Raw genomic sequence first — 13,362 nt, forward strand, 5'->3', positions numbered from 1 at the left:
ACGCGGCGGCCTGAACGACAAAGTGGTAACGATTTTTTAATTTGGAAGCATGCTAATGGCTACGATTCATGTAGACGGCAAAGAATACGAGGTCAACGGAGCGGACAACCTGTTAGAGGCCTGTCTCTCTCTTGGTCTTGATATTCCATACTTTTGCTGGCACCCGGCGCTCGGGAGCGTCGGTGCTTGCCGCCAGTGTGCGGTGAAGCAATATCAAAACGCGGAAGACACGCGTGGTCGCCTGGTGATGTCCTGTATGACACCGGCGTCTGACGGCACCTTTATTTCTATCGACGACGGCGAAGCGAAGCAGTTCCGCGAAAGCGTGGTGGAGTGGCTGATGACCAACCACCCGCACGACTGCCCGGTCTGTGAGGAGGGGGGCAACTGCCACCTGCAGGATATGACCGTGATGACCGGTCACAGCTTCCGCCGCTACCGTTTCACCAAGCGTACTCACCGCAACCAGGACCTGGGGCCGTTCATCTCTCACGAAATGAACCGCTGCATCGCCTGCTATCGCTGCGTGCGTTACTACAAAGATTACGCTGACGGTACCGACCTGGGCGTTTACGGTGCGCATGACAACGTCTATTTCGGTCGTCCGGAAGATGGCACGCTGGAGAGCGAATTCTCCGGCAACCTGGTTGAAGTCTGCCCGACCGGCGTCTTTACCGATAAAACGCACTCCGAGCGCTATAACCGTAAATGGGATATGCAGTTTGCGCCGAGCATCTGCCAGCAGTGTTCCATCGGCTGTAACATCAGCCCGGGCGAGCGCTATGGCGAGCTGCGTCGTATCGAAAACCGTTACAACGGTACCGTTAACCGTTACTTCCTCTGCGACCGCGGCCGTTTTGGCTATGGCTATGTGAACCTGAAAGACCGTCCGCGTCAGCCGGTTCAGCGCCGTGGCGATGACTTCATCACTCTCAACGCCGAGCAGGCGATGCAGGGCGCGGCGGATATTCTGCGTCAGTCGAAAAAGGTGATTGGTATCGGCTCGCCGCGCGCCAGCATTGAAAGCAACTTTGCGTTGCGCGAGCTGGTGGGCGTTGAGAACTTCTATACCGGCATTGCGAAGGCTGAGCAGGAACGTCTGCAGATGATGCTGACCGTGCTGCGCGATGGCGGTATTCATACCCCGACGCTGCGCGACATTGAGTCCTACGATGCGGTTCTGGTACTCGGGGAAGATATTACCCAGACCGGCGCCCGCGTCGCGCTCGCCGTACGTCAGGCGGTGAAAGGGAAAGCGCGTGAAATGGCGGCGGCGCAGAAAGTCGCCGACTGGCAGATAGCCGCAATCCTCAACATCGGTCAACGCGCGAAGCATCCGCTGTTTGTCACCAATATTGACGACACCCGTCTTGACGATGTCGCTGCGTGGACCTATCGCGCGCCGGTGGAAGATCAGGCGCGTCTGGGCTTTGCCATTGCCCATGCGCTGGACGAAACCGCTCCGGCGGTGGACGGACTGAGCAGCGATCTGAAAGGCAAAATTGACGTGATCGTTCAGGCGCTGGCCGGGGCGAAGAAACCGCTGATTGTCTCCGGGACTAACGCTGGCAGCATTGAGATTATCCAGGCAGCGGCCAACGTGGCGAAAGCGCTGAAAGGCCGTGGCGCCGATGTCGGTGTGACGATGGTCGCGCGTGCGGTGAACAGCGTCGGTCTCGGCATGATTGGCGGCGGCTCTCTGGAAGAGGCGCTGAGCGAGCTGGAAACCGGCGCCGCCGATGCGGTTGTGGTGCTGGAAAACGATCTGCATCGTCACGCTTCCGCCGCGCGCGTTGACGCCGCGCTGGCCAAAGCGCCGCTGGTGATGGTGGTTGACCATCAGCGCACGGCGATTATGGACAAAGCGCACCTGGTGCTTTCGGCGGCGAGTTTCGCCGAAAGCGACGGAACCGTGGTCAATAACGAAGGGCGCGCGCAGCGTTTCTTCCAGGTCTACGACCCGTCTTACTACGATGCGAATACCGTGATGCTGGAAAGCTGGCGTTGGCTGCACTCGCTGCACAGCACCGTCGACAACCGTCAGGTTGACTGGACGCAGCTGGATCATGTGATTGATGCCGCTATTGCTAAGCTGCCGCAGCTGGCGGGTATTAAAGATGCCGCGCCGGACGCGACCTTCCGTATCCGCGGGCAGAAACTGGCTCGCGAACCGCATCGTTATAGCGGCCGCACGGCAATGCGCGCCAATATCAGCGTGCATGAACCGCGCCAGCCGCAGGATAAAGACACCATGTTCGCCTTCTCGATGGAAGGGAACAACCAGCCGTCTGCGCCGCGCTCGCAAATTCCGTTCGCCTGGGCCCCAGGCTGGAACTCACCGCAGGCGTGGAACAAGTTCCAGGATGAAGTGGGCGGTAAACTGCGCCACGGCGATCCGGGCGTACGCCTGATTGAAGCTTCCGCCAGCGGTCTTGAGTACTTTACCGCAGTGCCGACAGGCTTCCAGGCTGAAGCAGGAAAATGGCGGATTGCGCCGTACTACCATCTGTTCGGCAGCGATGAGCTGTCGCAGCGTTCTCCGGTCTTCCAGAGCCGCATGCCGCAGCCGTACATCAAGCTGAACCCGGCCGATGCCGCGAAGCTTGGCGTCAATGAGGGCGCGATGATTTCGTTCCGCATTGACGGTCAGACGCTCAGTCTCCCGCTGGTGATTTCTGCGGGACTGACGGCAGGGCAGGTGGGTTTACCGATGGGCATGCCGGGTATTGCGCCGGTACTGACCGGAGCACGTATTGACACTCTGCAGGAGGCGAAAGCATGAGTTGGTTAACACCGGATCTCATCGACATTCTGTTAAGCATCCTCAAGGCAGTGGTGATTCTGCTGGTGGTGGTGACCTGCGGCGCGTTCATGAGCTTTGGCGAACGTCGTCTGCTGGGTCTGTTCCAGAACCGCTACGGACCAAACCGTGTCGGCTGGGGCGGCTCGCTGCAGCTCGTCGCCGACATGATCAAGATGTTCTTTAAAGAGGACTGGGTTCCGCGCTTTACAGACCGCGTGATCTTTACTCTGGCGCCGGTTATCGCCTTTACCTCCCTGCTGCTGGCGTTTGCTATCGTGCCGGTCAGCCCGACGTGGGTGGTCGCCGACCTGAACATCGGCATCCTGTTCTTCCTGATGATGGCAGGCCTCGCGGTTTACGCCGTGCTGTTCGCCGGTTGGTCGAGTAACAACAAATACTCGCTGCTGGGGGCGATGCGTGCTTCCGCGCAGACCCTGAGCTACGAAGTGTTCCTCGGTCTGTCGCTGATGGGCGTGGTGGCACAGGCGGGATCGTTCAACATGAGCGATATCGTCAATAACCAGGCGCATCTGTGGAACGTGATTCCGCAGTTCTTCGGCTTTGTCACCTTTGCTATCGCCGGCGTTGCGGTTTGTCACCGTCACCCGTTTGACCAGCCGGAAGCCGAGCAGGAACTGGCCGATGGTTATCACATCGAATATTCCGGCATGAAGTTCGGTCTGTTCTTTGTTGGTGAATACATCGGGATTGTCACCGTCTCAGCGCTGATCGTCACGCTGTTCTTCGGCGGCTGGAATGGCCCATGGTTACCTCCGTTCATCTGGTTCGCGCTGAAAACCGCGTTCTTTATGATGATGTTCATTTTGATCCGCGCATCATTACCGCGTCCGCGCTATGACCAGGTAATGTCCTTTGGCTGGAAGGTATGCCTGCCGTTAACGCTGATCAACTTGTTGGTAACGGCGGCTGTCATTCTCTGGCAGGCGCAATAAGGGGTGAATTGACCATGACCTTAAAAGAATTATTGGTGGGGTTCGGCACCCAGGTCCGCAGTATCTGGATGATCGGGATGCATGCCTTCGCCAAACGTGAGACCCAGATGTACCCGGAAGAGCCGGTATATCTGCCGCCGCGCTACCGTGGCCGTATCGTGCTGACGCGCGACCCGGACGGTGAGGAGCGCTGCGTTGCCTGTAACCTGTGTGCGGTAGCGTGTCCGGTAGGCTGTATCTCTTTGCAGAAAGCAGAGACCAAAGACGGCCGCTGGTACCCGGAGTTTTTCCGTATCAACTTCTCACGCTGCATTTTCTGCGGTCTGTGTGAAGAAGCGTGCCCGACCACGGCGATTCAGTTGACCCCGGACTTCGAACTGGGTGAATACAAGCGTCAGGATCTGGTGTACGAAAAAGAGGATCTGCTGATTTCCGGTCCGGGCAAATACCCGGAATATAACTTCTACCGGATGGCGGGTATGGCAATCGACGGCAAAGATAAGGGCGAAGCAGAGAACGAAGCTAAGCCTATCGACGTCAAGAGCCTGTTACCGTAAGGAGAGGGCAATGGAATTCGCTTTTTATATCTGTGGCCTCATCGCCATCCTCGCGACGCTGCGGGTCATCACCCACACCAATCCGGTGCATGCGTTGCTGTACCTGATTATTTCGCTGTTGGCGATTGCCGGAGTGTTCTTCTCTCTGGGGGCCTACTTTGCCGGTGCGCTGGAAATTATCGTCTACGCCGGGGCCATCATGGTGCTGTTCGTGTTCGTGGTGATGATGCTCAACCTGGGCGGCAGCGAAATCGAGCAGGAACGCAAGTGGCTGCAGCCGGGGATCTGGATTGGTCCGGCCATCCTCTCTGCGGTGCTGCTGGTGGTTATGGTGTATGCCATCCTCGGTCTTAACGATCAGGGCATTGAAGGCAACGCGATAAGCGCGAAAGAAGTGGGTATTGCGCTGTTTGGGCCGTACGTACTGGTGGTGGAGCTGGCCTCCATGCTGCTGCTGGCCGGTCTGGTTGTTGCCTTCCACATTGGCCGCGAAGAGCGCGCCGGCGAAGTGCTGAGCAACCGTCAGGGCGATAGCGACAAAAGAAAAACGGAGGAACACGCATGATTCCCTTAACACATGGGCTGATCCTCGCCGCTGTCCTGTTTGTGCTCGGCCTGACGGGTCTGGTTATCCGCCGCAATCTGCTGTTTATGCTGATTAGCCTGGAAATCATGATCAACGCCGCCGCGCTGGCTTTCGTGGTGGCAGGCAGCTACTGGGGTCAGACCGACGGTCAGATAATGTATATCCTCGCCATCAGCCTCGCGGCTGCGGAAGCGAGTATCGGCCTGGCGCTGCTGCTGCAGCTCCATCGTCGCCGCCAGAACCTGAACATCGATTCAGTAAGTGAGTTGCGTGGATGAACATGCTTGCCTTAACCATTCTTTTGCCATTGATTGGCTTTGTGCTGCTGGCCTTTTCCCGCGGACGCTGGTCGGAAAACCTGTCCGCCACCGTGGGAATGGGGTCAGTCGGCCTGGCGGCGCTGGTGACCGCGTTTGTCGGCGTCGACTTCTTCGCTAACGGCAAACAGGCGGTCAGCGTACCGCTGTGGACCTGGATGTCGGTGGGGGATTTCAACATTGGTTTTAACCTGGTGCTGGATGGTCTCTCGCTGACCATGCTTTCCGTGGTGACCGGCGTTGGCTTCCTGATCCACATGTTCGCCTCCTGGTATATGCGCGGTGAAGAGGGATACTCCCGCTTTTTCGCCTACACCAACCTGTTTATCGCGAGTATGGTGGTGCTGGTACTGGCCGATAACCTGCTGCTGATGTACCTCGGCTGGGAAGGCGTGGGCCTGTGCTCCTATCTGCTGATCGGTTTCTACTACACCGATCCGAAGAACGGCGCCGCGGCGATGAAAGCCTTCGTGGTCACCCGCGTCGGTGACGTGTTCCTCGCGTTCGCGCTGTTCATTCTCTACAACGAGCTGGGCACCCTGAACTTCCGCGAAATGGTCGAACTGGCGCCTGCGCACTTTGCAGCCGGCAACAATATGCTGTGGTGGGCAACGCTGATGCTGCTGGGCGGCGCGGTCGGTAAATCGGCGCAGCTGCCGTTGCAGACCTGGCTTGCGGACGCCATGGCCGGTCCGACGCCGGTTTCTGCCTTGATCCACGCCGCGACCATGGTAACCGCGGGCGTCTACCTGATCGCCCGTACCCATGGCCTGTTCCTGATGACCCCGGAAATTCTCCATCTGGTCGGTATCGTCGGGGCGGTGACGCTGGTGCTGGCAGGCTTTGCTGCGCTGGTTCAGACCGATATCAAACGCGTTCTCGCTTATTCCACCATGAGCCAGATTGGCTACATGTTCCTGGCGCTCGGCGTACAGGCATGGGATGCGGCGATTTTCCACCTGATGACCCACGCGTTCTTTAAAGCGCTGCTGTTCCTCTCGTCCGGTTCGGTCATTCTGGCCTGCCACCACGAGCAGAACATCTTCAAAATGGGCGGCCTGCGTAAGTCGATCCCGCTGGTGTATGTCTGCTTCCTGGTGGGGGGCGCGGCGCTGTCCGCACTGCCGCTCATCACCGCAGGCTTCTTCAGTAAGGACGAAATCCTCGCTGGCGCGATGGCGAATGGCCATATCAATCTGATGGTTGCGGGTCTGGTCGGCGCATTTATGACCTCGCTCTATACCTTCCGGATGATCTTCATCGTCTTCCACGGCAAAGAGCAAATCCATGCGCATGCAGGGAAGGGGATTACCCACCACCTGCCGCTGATTGTGCTGCTGATTCTGTCGACCTTCGTTGGCGCGCTGATTGTTCCGCCGCTGCAGGGCGTATTGCCGCAGACAACCGAACTTGAGCACGGCCGCGTGATGACGCTGGAGATTGCCTCCGGGATTATCGCCATTGCCGGTATTCTGATCGCCGCCTGGCTGTGGCTGGGTCAACGCACGCTGGTGACTGCGGTTGCCAACAGCGCTCCGGGCCGTCTGCTGGGTACCTGGTGGTACAACGCATGGGGCTTCGACTGGTTGTACGACAAAGTGTTCGTGAAACCATTCCTCGGCATCGCGTGGCTGCTGAAGAGCGATCCGCTGAACTCAATGATGAACATTCCGGCTATTCTCTCCCGCTTTGCAGGCAAAGGTCTGCTGTTCAGCGAGAACGGATATTTACGCTGGTATGTGGCATCCATGAGCATCGGCGCGGTTGTCGTGCTGGCGCTGCTGATGGTACTGCGCTGAGTTTGTGGGTTGGGTTGTTTTGCCCGGCGGTGTTGCGCTAGCCGGGCCTACGGCACCGTAGGTCGGATAAGCGAAGCGCCATCCGACATAATGAACCCAAAAAAATTTTTAGAATTCGTTGAAATCTGTTCCTGAAGTACAGGCGTCATCGGCGAAGTCAGGCCGGATACCGCCAGCGCGCAGCAGCCGGAGCGTACTGAGTACGTGAGGATGTTTCGCAACGTTCATCCCTTCGGGGCCGTCCTCAGGACGTTCAAAACGCGAGGCGTTTTGTGTGGACACTGGCAGGATTCGGGCGGGCAAGCAAGGTCGCCTGAGCAGGATAAATATAAGGGACATACTTAGCTATGTTATTACCCTGGTTAATACTAATCCCCTTTATCGGCGGGTTTCTGTGCTGGCAGACTGAACGCTTTGGCGTGAAGGTGCCGCGCTGGATTGCGCTGATTACCATGGGGCTGACGCTGGTGCTCTCGCTGCAGTTGTGGCTGCAGGGCGGCTATTCTCTGACGCAATCTGCGGGCATTCCGCAGTGGCAGTCTGAATTCGTGATGCCGTGGATCCCACGCTTCGGTATTAGCATTCATCTTGCTATCGACGGCCTGTCGCTGCTGATGGTGGTGCTGACCGGTCTGCTTGGCGTGCTGGCGGTGCTGTGTTCGTGGCGCGAAATCGAGAAATACCAGGGCTTTTTCCACCTCAACCTGATGTGGATCCTGGGCGGCGTTATCGGCGTGTTCCTTGCCATCGACATGTTCCTGTTCTTCTTCTTCTGGGAGATGATGCTGGTGCCGATGTACTTCCTGATCGCGTTGTGGGGCCATAAGGCGTCTGACGGTAAAACGCGTATCACGGCGGCAACCAAGTTCTTCATCTATACCCAGGCGAGTGGTCTGGTGATGCTGATTGCCATCCTGGCGCTGGCATTTGTCCACTTCAACGCGACCGGCGTCTGGACCTTCAACTACGAAGATCTGCTGAAAACGCCGATGTCCCACGGCGTGGAATATCTGCTGATGCTCGGCTTCTTCATCGCCTTTGCGGTGAAAATGCCGGTGGTTCCGCTGCATGGCTGGCTGCCGGATGCCCACTCCCAGGCACCGACCGCCGGTTCCGTTGACCTGGCGGGGATCTTGCTGAAAACGGCGGCCTACGGTCTGCTGCGCTTTGCGCTGCCGCTGTTCCCGAACGCCTCCGCCGAGTTTGCGCCAATCGCCATGTGGCTGGGCGTTATCGGTATCTTCTACGGCGCGTGGATGGCTTTCGCCCAGACCGATATCAAACGTCTGATTGCTTACACCTCCGTTTCCCACATGGGCTTCGTGCTGATTGCTATCTACACCGGCAGCCAGCTGGCTTATCAGGGCGCGGTGATTCAGATGATTGCGCACGGTCTGTCCGCTGCGGGTCTGTTTATTCTCTGCGGTCAGCTGTACGAGCGTCTGCATACCCGTGATATGCGCCAGATGGGCGGTCTGTGGAGCAAAATTAAATGGCTGCCGGCGATGTCGATGTTCTTCGCCGTGGCAACCCTGGGGATGCCGGGCACCGGTAACTTCGTCGGCGAATTTATGATTCTGTTCGGCAGCTATAAAGTGGTGCCGCTGATTACCGTGATCTCGACCTTTGGTCTGGTATTCGCTTCCGTTTACTCGCTGTCGATGCTGCATCGCGCCTACTTCGGTAAAGCGAAAAGCGAAGTCGCGGCGAAAGATCTGCCGGGGATGTCCCTGCGTGAACTGTCTATCATCCTGCTGCTGGTGGTGCTGCTGGTGCTGTTGGGCTTCTTCCCGCAGCCGATTCTCGACACCTCGCATGCTGCGATGAGCAACATTCAGCAGTGGTTTGTTAATTCTGTTTCTACTACAAGGCCGTAATTCGCCATGACAATAACTCCACAACAACTGATCGCACTGCTACCGCTGCTGATCGTCGGCTTGACGGTGGTGGTTGTGATGCTCTCCATTGCGTGGCGACGCAATCATTTCCTTAATGCCACGCTGTCGGTTCTCGGGCTTAATGCCGCGCTGGTCTCACTCTGGTTCGTGGGTCAGAACGGGGCGATGGACGTCACGCCGCTGATTCGCGTTGACGGCTACGCGATGCTCTACACCGGGCTGGTGCTGCTGGCGAGCCTGGCCACCTGTACCTTTGCGTACCCGTGGCTTGAGGGATACAAGGACAATAAAGAAGAGTTCTACCTGCTGGTGCTTATCGCCGCGCTGGGTGGCATTCTGCTGGCGGGTGCGAACCATCTGGCGGCGCTGTTCCTCGGTATCGAATTGATTTCGCTGCCGCTGTTCGGTCTCGTTGGTTATGCCTTCCGCCAGAAGCGTTCGCTGGAAGCGAGTATCAAATACACCATTTTGTCCGCCGCAGCCTCTTCATTCCTGCTGTTCGGTATGGCGCTGGTGTATGCGAACTCGGGCAACCTGTCCTTCCTGGCGCTGGGTAAAAGCCTGGCAGACAGCGCGCTGCACGAACCGCTGCTGCTGGCGGGTCTGGGCCTGATGATTGTCGGCCTGGGCTTTAAGCTGTCTCTGGTTCCGTTTCACCTGTGGACGCCGGACGTTTATCAGGGCGCGCCGGCGCCGGTATCAACCTTCCTGGCAACCGCCAGCAAGATTGCTATCTTCGGCGTGGTGATGCGTCTGTTCCTGTACATGCCGGTGGGCAACAGCGAAGCGGTACGCGTGGTGCTGGGCCTGATTGCCTTCGCCTCTATCATCTTCGGTAACCTGATGGCGCTGAGCCAGACCAATATCAAGCGTCTGCTCGGCTACTCCTCCATCTCGCACCTTGGCTATCTGCTGGTAGCGCTGATTGCCCTGCAGAGCGGTGACATGTCGATGGAAGCCGTGGGTGTCTATCTGGCTGGCTATCTGTTCAGCAGCCTCGGCGCGTTCGGCGTAGTCAGCCTGATGTCCAGCCCATACCGTGGTCCGGATGCCGACTCGCTGTACTCCTATCGCGGCCTGTTCTGGCACCGTCCGATTCTGTCAGCGGTGATGACGGTGATGATGCTGTCGCTGGCGGGTATCCCGATGACGCTGGGCTTTATCGGTAAATTCTACGTGCTGGCCGTCGGTGTGCATGCGCACCTGTGGTGGCTGGTTGCTGCCGTGGTGATCGGTTCGGCGATTGGTCTGTACTACTACCTGCGCGTGGCGGTGAGTCTGTACCTGAGCGCGCCGGATAAACTGAATCGCGATGCGCCGTCGAACTGGCAGTATAGCGCGGGCGGTATCGTGGTGCTGATCTCCGCGCTGCTGGTTCTCGTGCTCGGCGTCTGGCCGCAGCCGCTGATTAGCATTGTGCAACTGGCAAAACCGCTGATGTAATCGCCAGGTCCGGGGGTCACACCGCCGGTCCTGCAATCCTGCCTGCCCGTAGCGATACGGGCAGGCATTTTTTTGCCTCGCTGTGCTGTTTTATGCCTTCCGCCCCGGCTAGCTCAGGCTGTAGACCATAAAGTCTTCGGCCAGCAGCGTGCGGGGAAAAACCTCCCGACACTCCGTCAGCAGGCGCAGACAGCCTTCGGCGTCATAGCGCGAACTAAAGTGGGTAGCGATAAACATCCTGACGCCGGCATCGCGGGCCAGCGCCGCTGCTTGCTGGCTCGACGAATGACCGCGGCTGTTGGCTTTTTCCGCCATCGCCTGCTCCAGCGTCGTTTCATGAACCATCAGATCAACGCCGCGCGCCAGCTCAAGCGCCGCCTCGCAGGGGGCCGTATCGCCAAAAATCGCCAGCGTTTTACCCGGTGTCGCCGGACCGAGATAGTGCCGACCATCGATCCGCCGCCCGTCCTCCAGCTCCACCATTTCTCCCTGTTTCAGGCGCTGAAACAGCGGGCCCGGGCTGACGCCGTCGGCAATCAGCCGCGCGGCATCGAGGGTGCCGGGGCGAGGGTGCTCTTCGATACGATAGCCGTAGCATTCAACCGGATGATTCAGCGGATATGCGCTGACCCGATAGCCCCTTTCATCAAAGACCAGACCGGGGCCCACTTCGATAATGGTGAGCGGATAATCGGTCCAGGAACCGCTTAAGCGCAGCGCGGTCTCAACAAACTCCCTGAGCCCCGTCGGACCGTACAGCGTCAGCGGCAGAGAGTTACCCTGCATCGAGCGACTGCACAGCAGTCCGGGGAGGCCGAACAGATGATCGCCGTGGAGGTGAGTAATAAATATCTTATTCAGCTTTCCTGGGTGGTACGGGGTATGCAGAAACTGATGCTGGGTCCCTTCTCCGCAGTCGAACAACCACATCTCCGCTGCCGTCGGCTGTTGCAAATTCAGCACGATAGACGTCATATTACGTGCACGGGTCGGCACGCCTGCGGATGTCCCCAAAAATGTCAATTCCATCGTCCAGTGTCCTCAGGGCGTGGGTGAAAAAACTCAAGTATACAGGAGCAGTCAATGATTACATGGCAGGATCTTCACCACGCAGAGCTGACCGTTCCGCAGCTGTACGCTTTGCTGCAACTACGTTGCGCGGTATTTATCGTCGAACAAAACTGCCCTTATCAGGATATTGACGGCGACGACCTGATTGGTGATAACCGCCATCTGCTCGGCTGGCGAGGCGATGAGCTGGTCGCCTGCGCGCGCATTTTGAAAAGCGACGAGGATATTGAACCGGTGGTGATTGGTCGGGTCATTGTCAGCCCGGCGGTGCGCGGCGAGAAACTGGGGTATCAGCTGATGGAGCAGGCGCTGGCCAGCTGTCGTCGTCATTGGCCGCACAAGGCTATCTATCTCGGCGCCCAGGCGCACCTGCAACGTTTTTACGCCAGCTTCGGTTTTCAGCCGGTGACCGACATTTATGATGAGGACGGTATTGCGCATATCGGCATGGCCTGCGAAGCGGTCGCCGGTTAAGCGTCGTTAACGTAACCGACTAAAGAATCTATACTTTTTTCCCTTCAGCCTGTCCGGTCTGGCCGCCGCCGTATGCGGAAAGTCCGCTCCCTCATTATGGGTACTGCAATTTCACGCCAGTACCCCGTATAATCTGTGGTTTTTATTCTGTGGAGGTTTGCGTGCTGTCTGTTTCCACTGCGCTGGAACGCTTACGTGACTGCCTGTCTGACGATTTTCCGCCGTCGTCCGGTACGCGAATTTTCGATATCCCTTTCCCGCTTCATGACGCTTTTGACCCCCTTCTGTGGTGCGGTCATCAAGCGCAGTGGCCGCAGTTTTACTGGCAGCAGCGCAATGGCGATGAAGAGCTTGCCGCGCTTGGCGCGGTCAAAATCTTCCCCTCTTTGGCCGAGGCTCATGGCTTCTTGCAGCGTCAGGGGCTGGCGGATTTACGTATTTGCGGCCTGAACGCGTTTAACCCGCAGGAAGGGACGCTATTTTTGCCGCGGCTGGAGTGGCGTCGGGTCGGGGGAAAAGCCACCCTGCGTCTGCTGCTGAGTAGCGAGACGTCACTGCGCGAAGAGGCCAGCGCGGCCCGGGAATTTCTCCAGGCGCTCACCCCTGAGCAGGCGCAGCCCGCCGCTCTGCCGCCGGTGCTCAGCGAGCAGCACTCCCCGGACTATCCGCAATGGTATGCGTTGATTGAGCAGGCAACTCAGGCGATTGCCGCAGGGGAGATGGATAAAGTGGTGCTCGCGCGGGCCACCGATGTCCGGTTTGCTCTGCCGCCGGATCCGCTGGCGATCGTGGCCGCCAGCCGACGTAGCAATCACCGCTGTTTTCATTTCATGATGGCCTTTAACGCGCAGCGGACATTCTTTGGTTCAACGCCGGAGCGGCTGTGGCGTCGGCGCGGGACGCTGCTGCGCACCGAAGCGCTGGCCGGGACCGTTGCCAGCCATCCCGACGATCGCCAGGCGCAGTTGTTGGCCGACTGGCTGATGAAAGATGATAAAAACCAGCGCGAGAATATGCTGGTGGTGGAGGATATCTGCCAGCGTCTGCAGGATGACGTCCGTTCGCTGGACGTCCTGCCGCCGCAGGTGGTGCGGCTGCGTAAAGTACAGCATCTGCGCCGTTGCATCTGGGCTGAACTCTACCGGCCTGACGATACCCGCTGCCTGCATCAGCTGCAGCCGACCGCCGCGGTCGCAGGATTACCGCGTCGGGCGGCGCTGGCCTTTATTACCCGCCATGAACCTTTCATCCGGGAATGGTACGCCGGTTCCGCTGGCTACCTGGCGCTGGCGCAAAGCGAATTTTGCGTGGCCCTGCGTTCGGCGCTCGTCGAAAATGCCACGCTCAGGCTGTATGCCGGCGCCGGGATTGTCAGCGGTTCCGATCCTGAGCAGGAGTGGCAGGAGATAGAAAATAAGGCGGCGGGGCTGCGTTCATTATTACTGACAAAAGCGTAGATAA

Annotated in this window: 12 protein-coding genes; 10 read left to right on the plus strand and 2 right to left on the minus strand. The window is 58.5% G+C overall.

The genetic code is table 11. The features are described from left to right. Positions 1–55: 55 nt before the first annotated feature. From nuoG to nuoL, 6 genes are read left to right on the plus strand one after another with little or no spacing between them, the layout of a single operon-like run. Positions 56–2,782: an NADH-quinone oxidoreductase subunit NuoG gene (nuoG, locus tag Electrica_RS07305; RefSeq protein ID WP_141964091.1), complete on the plus strand. Its 2,727-nt coding sequence runs from the start codon at positions 56–58 to the stop codon at positions 2,780–2,782. Continuing rightward, positions 2,779–3,756, plus strand: a complete 978-nt coding sequence (gene nuoH / locus Electrica_RS07310) for an NADH-quinone oxidoreductase subunit NuoH (protein ID WP_004865093.1) — start codon at positions 2,779–2,781, stop codon at positions 3,754–3,756. The genes nuoG and nuoH overlap by 4 nt, the downstream gene beginning before the upstream one ends. Before the next feature lie 14 nt (positions 3,757–3,770). Continuing rightward, positions 3,771–4,313 carry an NADH-quinone oxidoreductase subunit NuoI gene (nuoI, locus tag Electrica_RS07315; protein WP_004865092.1) on the plus strand — a complete coding sequence of 181 codons (543 nt, stop codon included), beginning with the start codon at positions 3,771–3,773 and terminating at the stop codon, positions 4,311–4,313. A gap of 10 nt (positions 4,314–4,323) precedes the next feature. Beyond that, a complete protein-coding gene (gene nuoJ / locus Electrica_RS07320; protein ID WP_100682776.1) occupies positions 4,324–4,878 on the plus strand; it encodes an NADH-quinone oxidoreductase subunit J in 555 nt (184 codons plus the stop codon). Then, positions 4,875–5,177, plus strand: coding sequence for an NADH-quinone oxidoreductase subunit NuoK (nuoK, locus tag Electrica_RS07325; RefSeq protein WP_100682775.1), 303 nt, complete (start codon positions 4,875–4,877; stop codon positions 5,175–5,177). The genes nuoJ and nuoK overlap by 4 nt, the downstream gene beginning before the upstream one ends. Further along, positions 5,174–7,015, plus strand: coding sequence for an NADH-quinone oxidoreductase subunit L (nuoL, locus tag Electrica_RS07330; protein ID WP_131048216.1), 1,842 nt, complete (start codon positions 5,174–5,176; stop codon positions 7,013–7,015). The genes nuoK and nuoL overlap by 4 nt, the downstream gene beginning before the upstream one ends. A gap of 108 nt (positions 7,016–7,123) precedes the next feature. Here the strand turns inward: nuoL and Electrica_RS28390 are convergent, their stop codons facing one another. Then, entirely contained in the window at positions 7,124–7,297 is a 174-nt protein-coding gene (locus Electrica_RS28390) for a hypothetical protein (RefSeq protein ID WP_160702884.1), read from the minus strand. Between the two features lie 65 nt (positions 7,298–7,362). On the opposite strand from Electrica_RS28390, the gene nuoM reads away from it, so the two are divergent. Then, positions 7,363–8,892: an NADH-quinone oxidoreductase subunit M gene (nuoM, locus tag Electrica_RS07335; protein ID WP_100682773.1), complete on the plus strand. Its 1,530-nt coding sequence runs from the start codon at positions 7,363–7,365 to the stop codon at positions 8,890–8,892. Between the two features lie 6 nt (positions 8,893–8,898). Beyond that, positions 8,899–10,356: an NADH-quinone oxidoreductase subunit NuoN gene (gene nuoN / locus Electrica_RS07340; protein WP_100682772.1), complete on the plus strand. Its 1,458-nt coding sequence runs from the start codon at positions 8,899–8,901 to the stop codon at positions 10,354–10,356. A 108-nt stretch (positions 10,357–10,464) separates the two neighbouring features. Here the strand turns inward: nuoN and rnz are convergent, their stop codons facing one another. Further along, the gene (rnz, locus tag Electrica_RS07345; protein ID WP_141964093.1) at positions 10,465–11,385 is read right to left on the minus strand and encodes a ribonuclease Z; all 921 of its coding nucleotides are present in this window, start codon (positions 11,383–11,385) and stop codon (positions 10,465–10,467) included. 54 nt (positions 11,386–11,439) lie between these two features. Between rnz and Electrica_RS07350 the strand changes: the two genes are divergently transcribed. Further along, on the plus strand, positions 11,440–11,901 hold the full coding sequence (locus tag Electrica_RS07350) for a GNAT family N-acetyltransferase (RefSeq protein ID WP_141964096.1): 462 nt from the start codon (positions 11,440–11,442) through the stop codon (positions 11,899–11,901). Between the two features lie 161 nt (positions 11,902–12,062). Further along, entirely contained in the window at positions 12,063–13,358 is a 1,296-nt protein-coding gene (gene menF / locus Electrica_RS07355; RefSeq protein ID WP_141964098.1) for an isochorismate synthase MenF, read from the plus strand. The last annotated feature ends 4 nt before the right edge of the window (positions 13,359–13,362 follow it).

It is taken from the genome of Klebsiella electrica (genome assembly GCF_006711645.1).
In the GTDB taxonomy this organism is placed as follows: domain Bacteria; phylum Pseudomonadota; class Gammaproteobacteria; order Enterobacterales; family Enterobacteriaceae; genus Klebsiella; species Klebsiella electrica.

Excerpts from the sequence above, each read along its gene's own strand:
- nuoG (WP_141964091.1), top strand. The coding sequence starts at position 56 with ATGGCTACGATTCATGTAGACGGCAAAGAATACGAGGTCAACGGAGCG.
- nuoH (WP_004865093.1), top strand. The coding sequence starts at position 2,779 with ATGAGTTGGTTAACACCGGATCTCATCGACATTCTGTTAAGCATCCTC.
- nuoI (WP_004865092.1), top strand. The coding sequence starts at position 3,771 with ATGACCTTAAAAGAATTATTGGTGGGGTTCGGCACCCAGGTCCGCAGT.
- nuoJ (WP_100682776.1), top strand. The coding sequence starts at position 4,324 with ATGGAATTCGCTTTTTATATCTGTGGCCTCATCGCCATCCTCGCGACG.
- nuoK (WP_100682775.1), top strand. The coding sequence starts at position 4,875 with ATGATTCCCTTAACACATGGGCTGATCCTCGCCGCTGTCCTGTTTGTG.
- nuoL (WP_131048216.1), top strand. The coding sequence starts at position 5,174 with ATGAACATGCTTGCCTTAACCATTCTTTTGCCATTGATTGGCTTTGTG.
- nuoM (WP_100682773.1), top strand. The coding sequence starts at position 7,363 with ATGTTATTACCCTGGTTAATACTAATCCCCTTTATCGGCGGGTTTCTG.
- nuoN (WP_100682772.1), top strand. The coding sequence starts at position 8,899 with ATGACAATAACTCCACAACAACTGATCGCACTGCTACCGCTGCTGATC.
- rnz (WP_141964093.1), bottom strand. The coding sequence starts at position 11,385 with ATGGAATTGACATTTTTGGGGACATCCGCAGGCGTGCCGACCCGTGCA.
- Electrica_RS07350 (WP_141964096.1), top strand. The coding sequence starts at position 11,440 with ATGATTACATGGCAGGATCTTCACCACGCAGAGCTGACCGTTCCGCAG.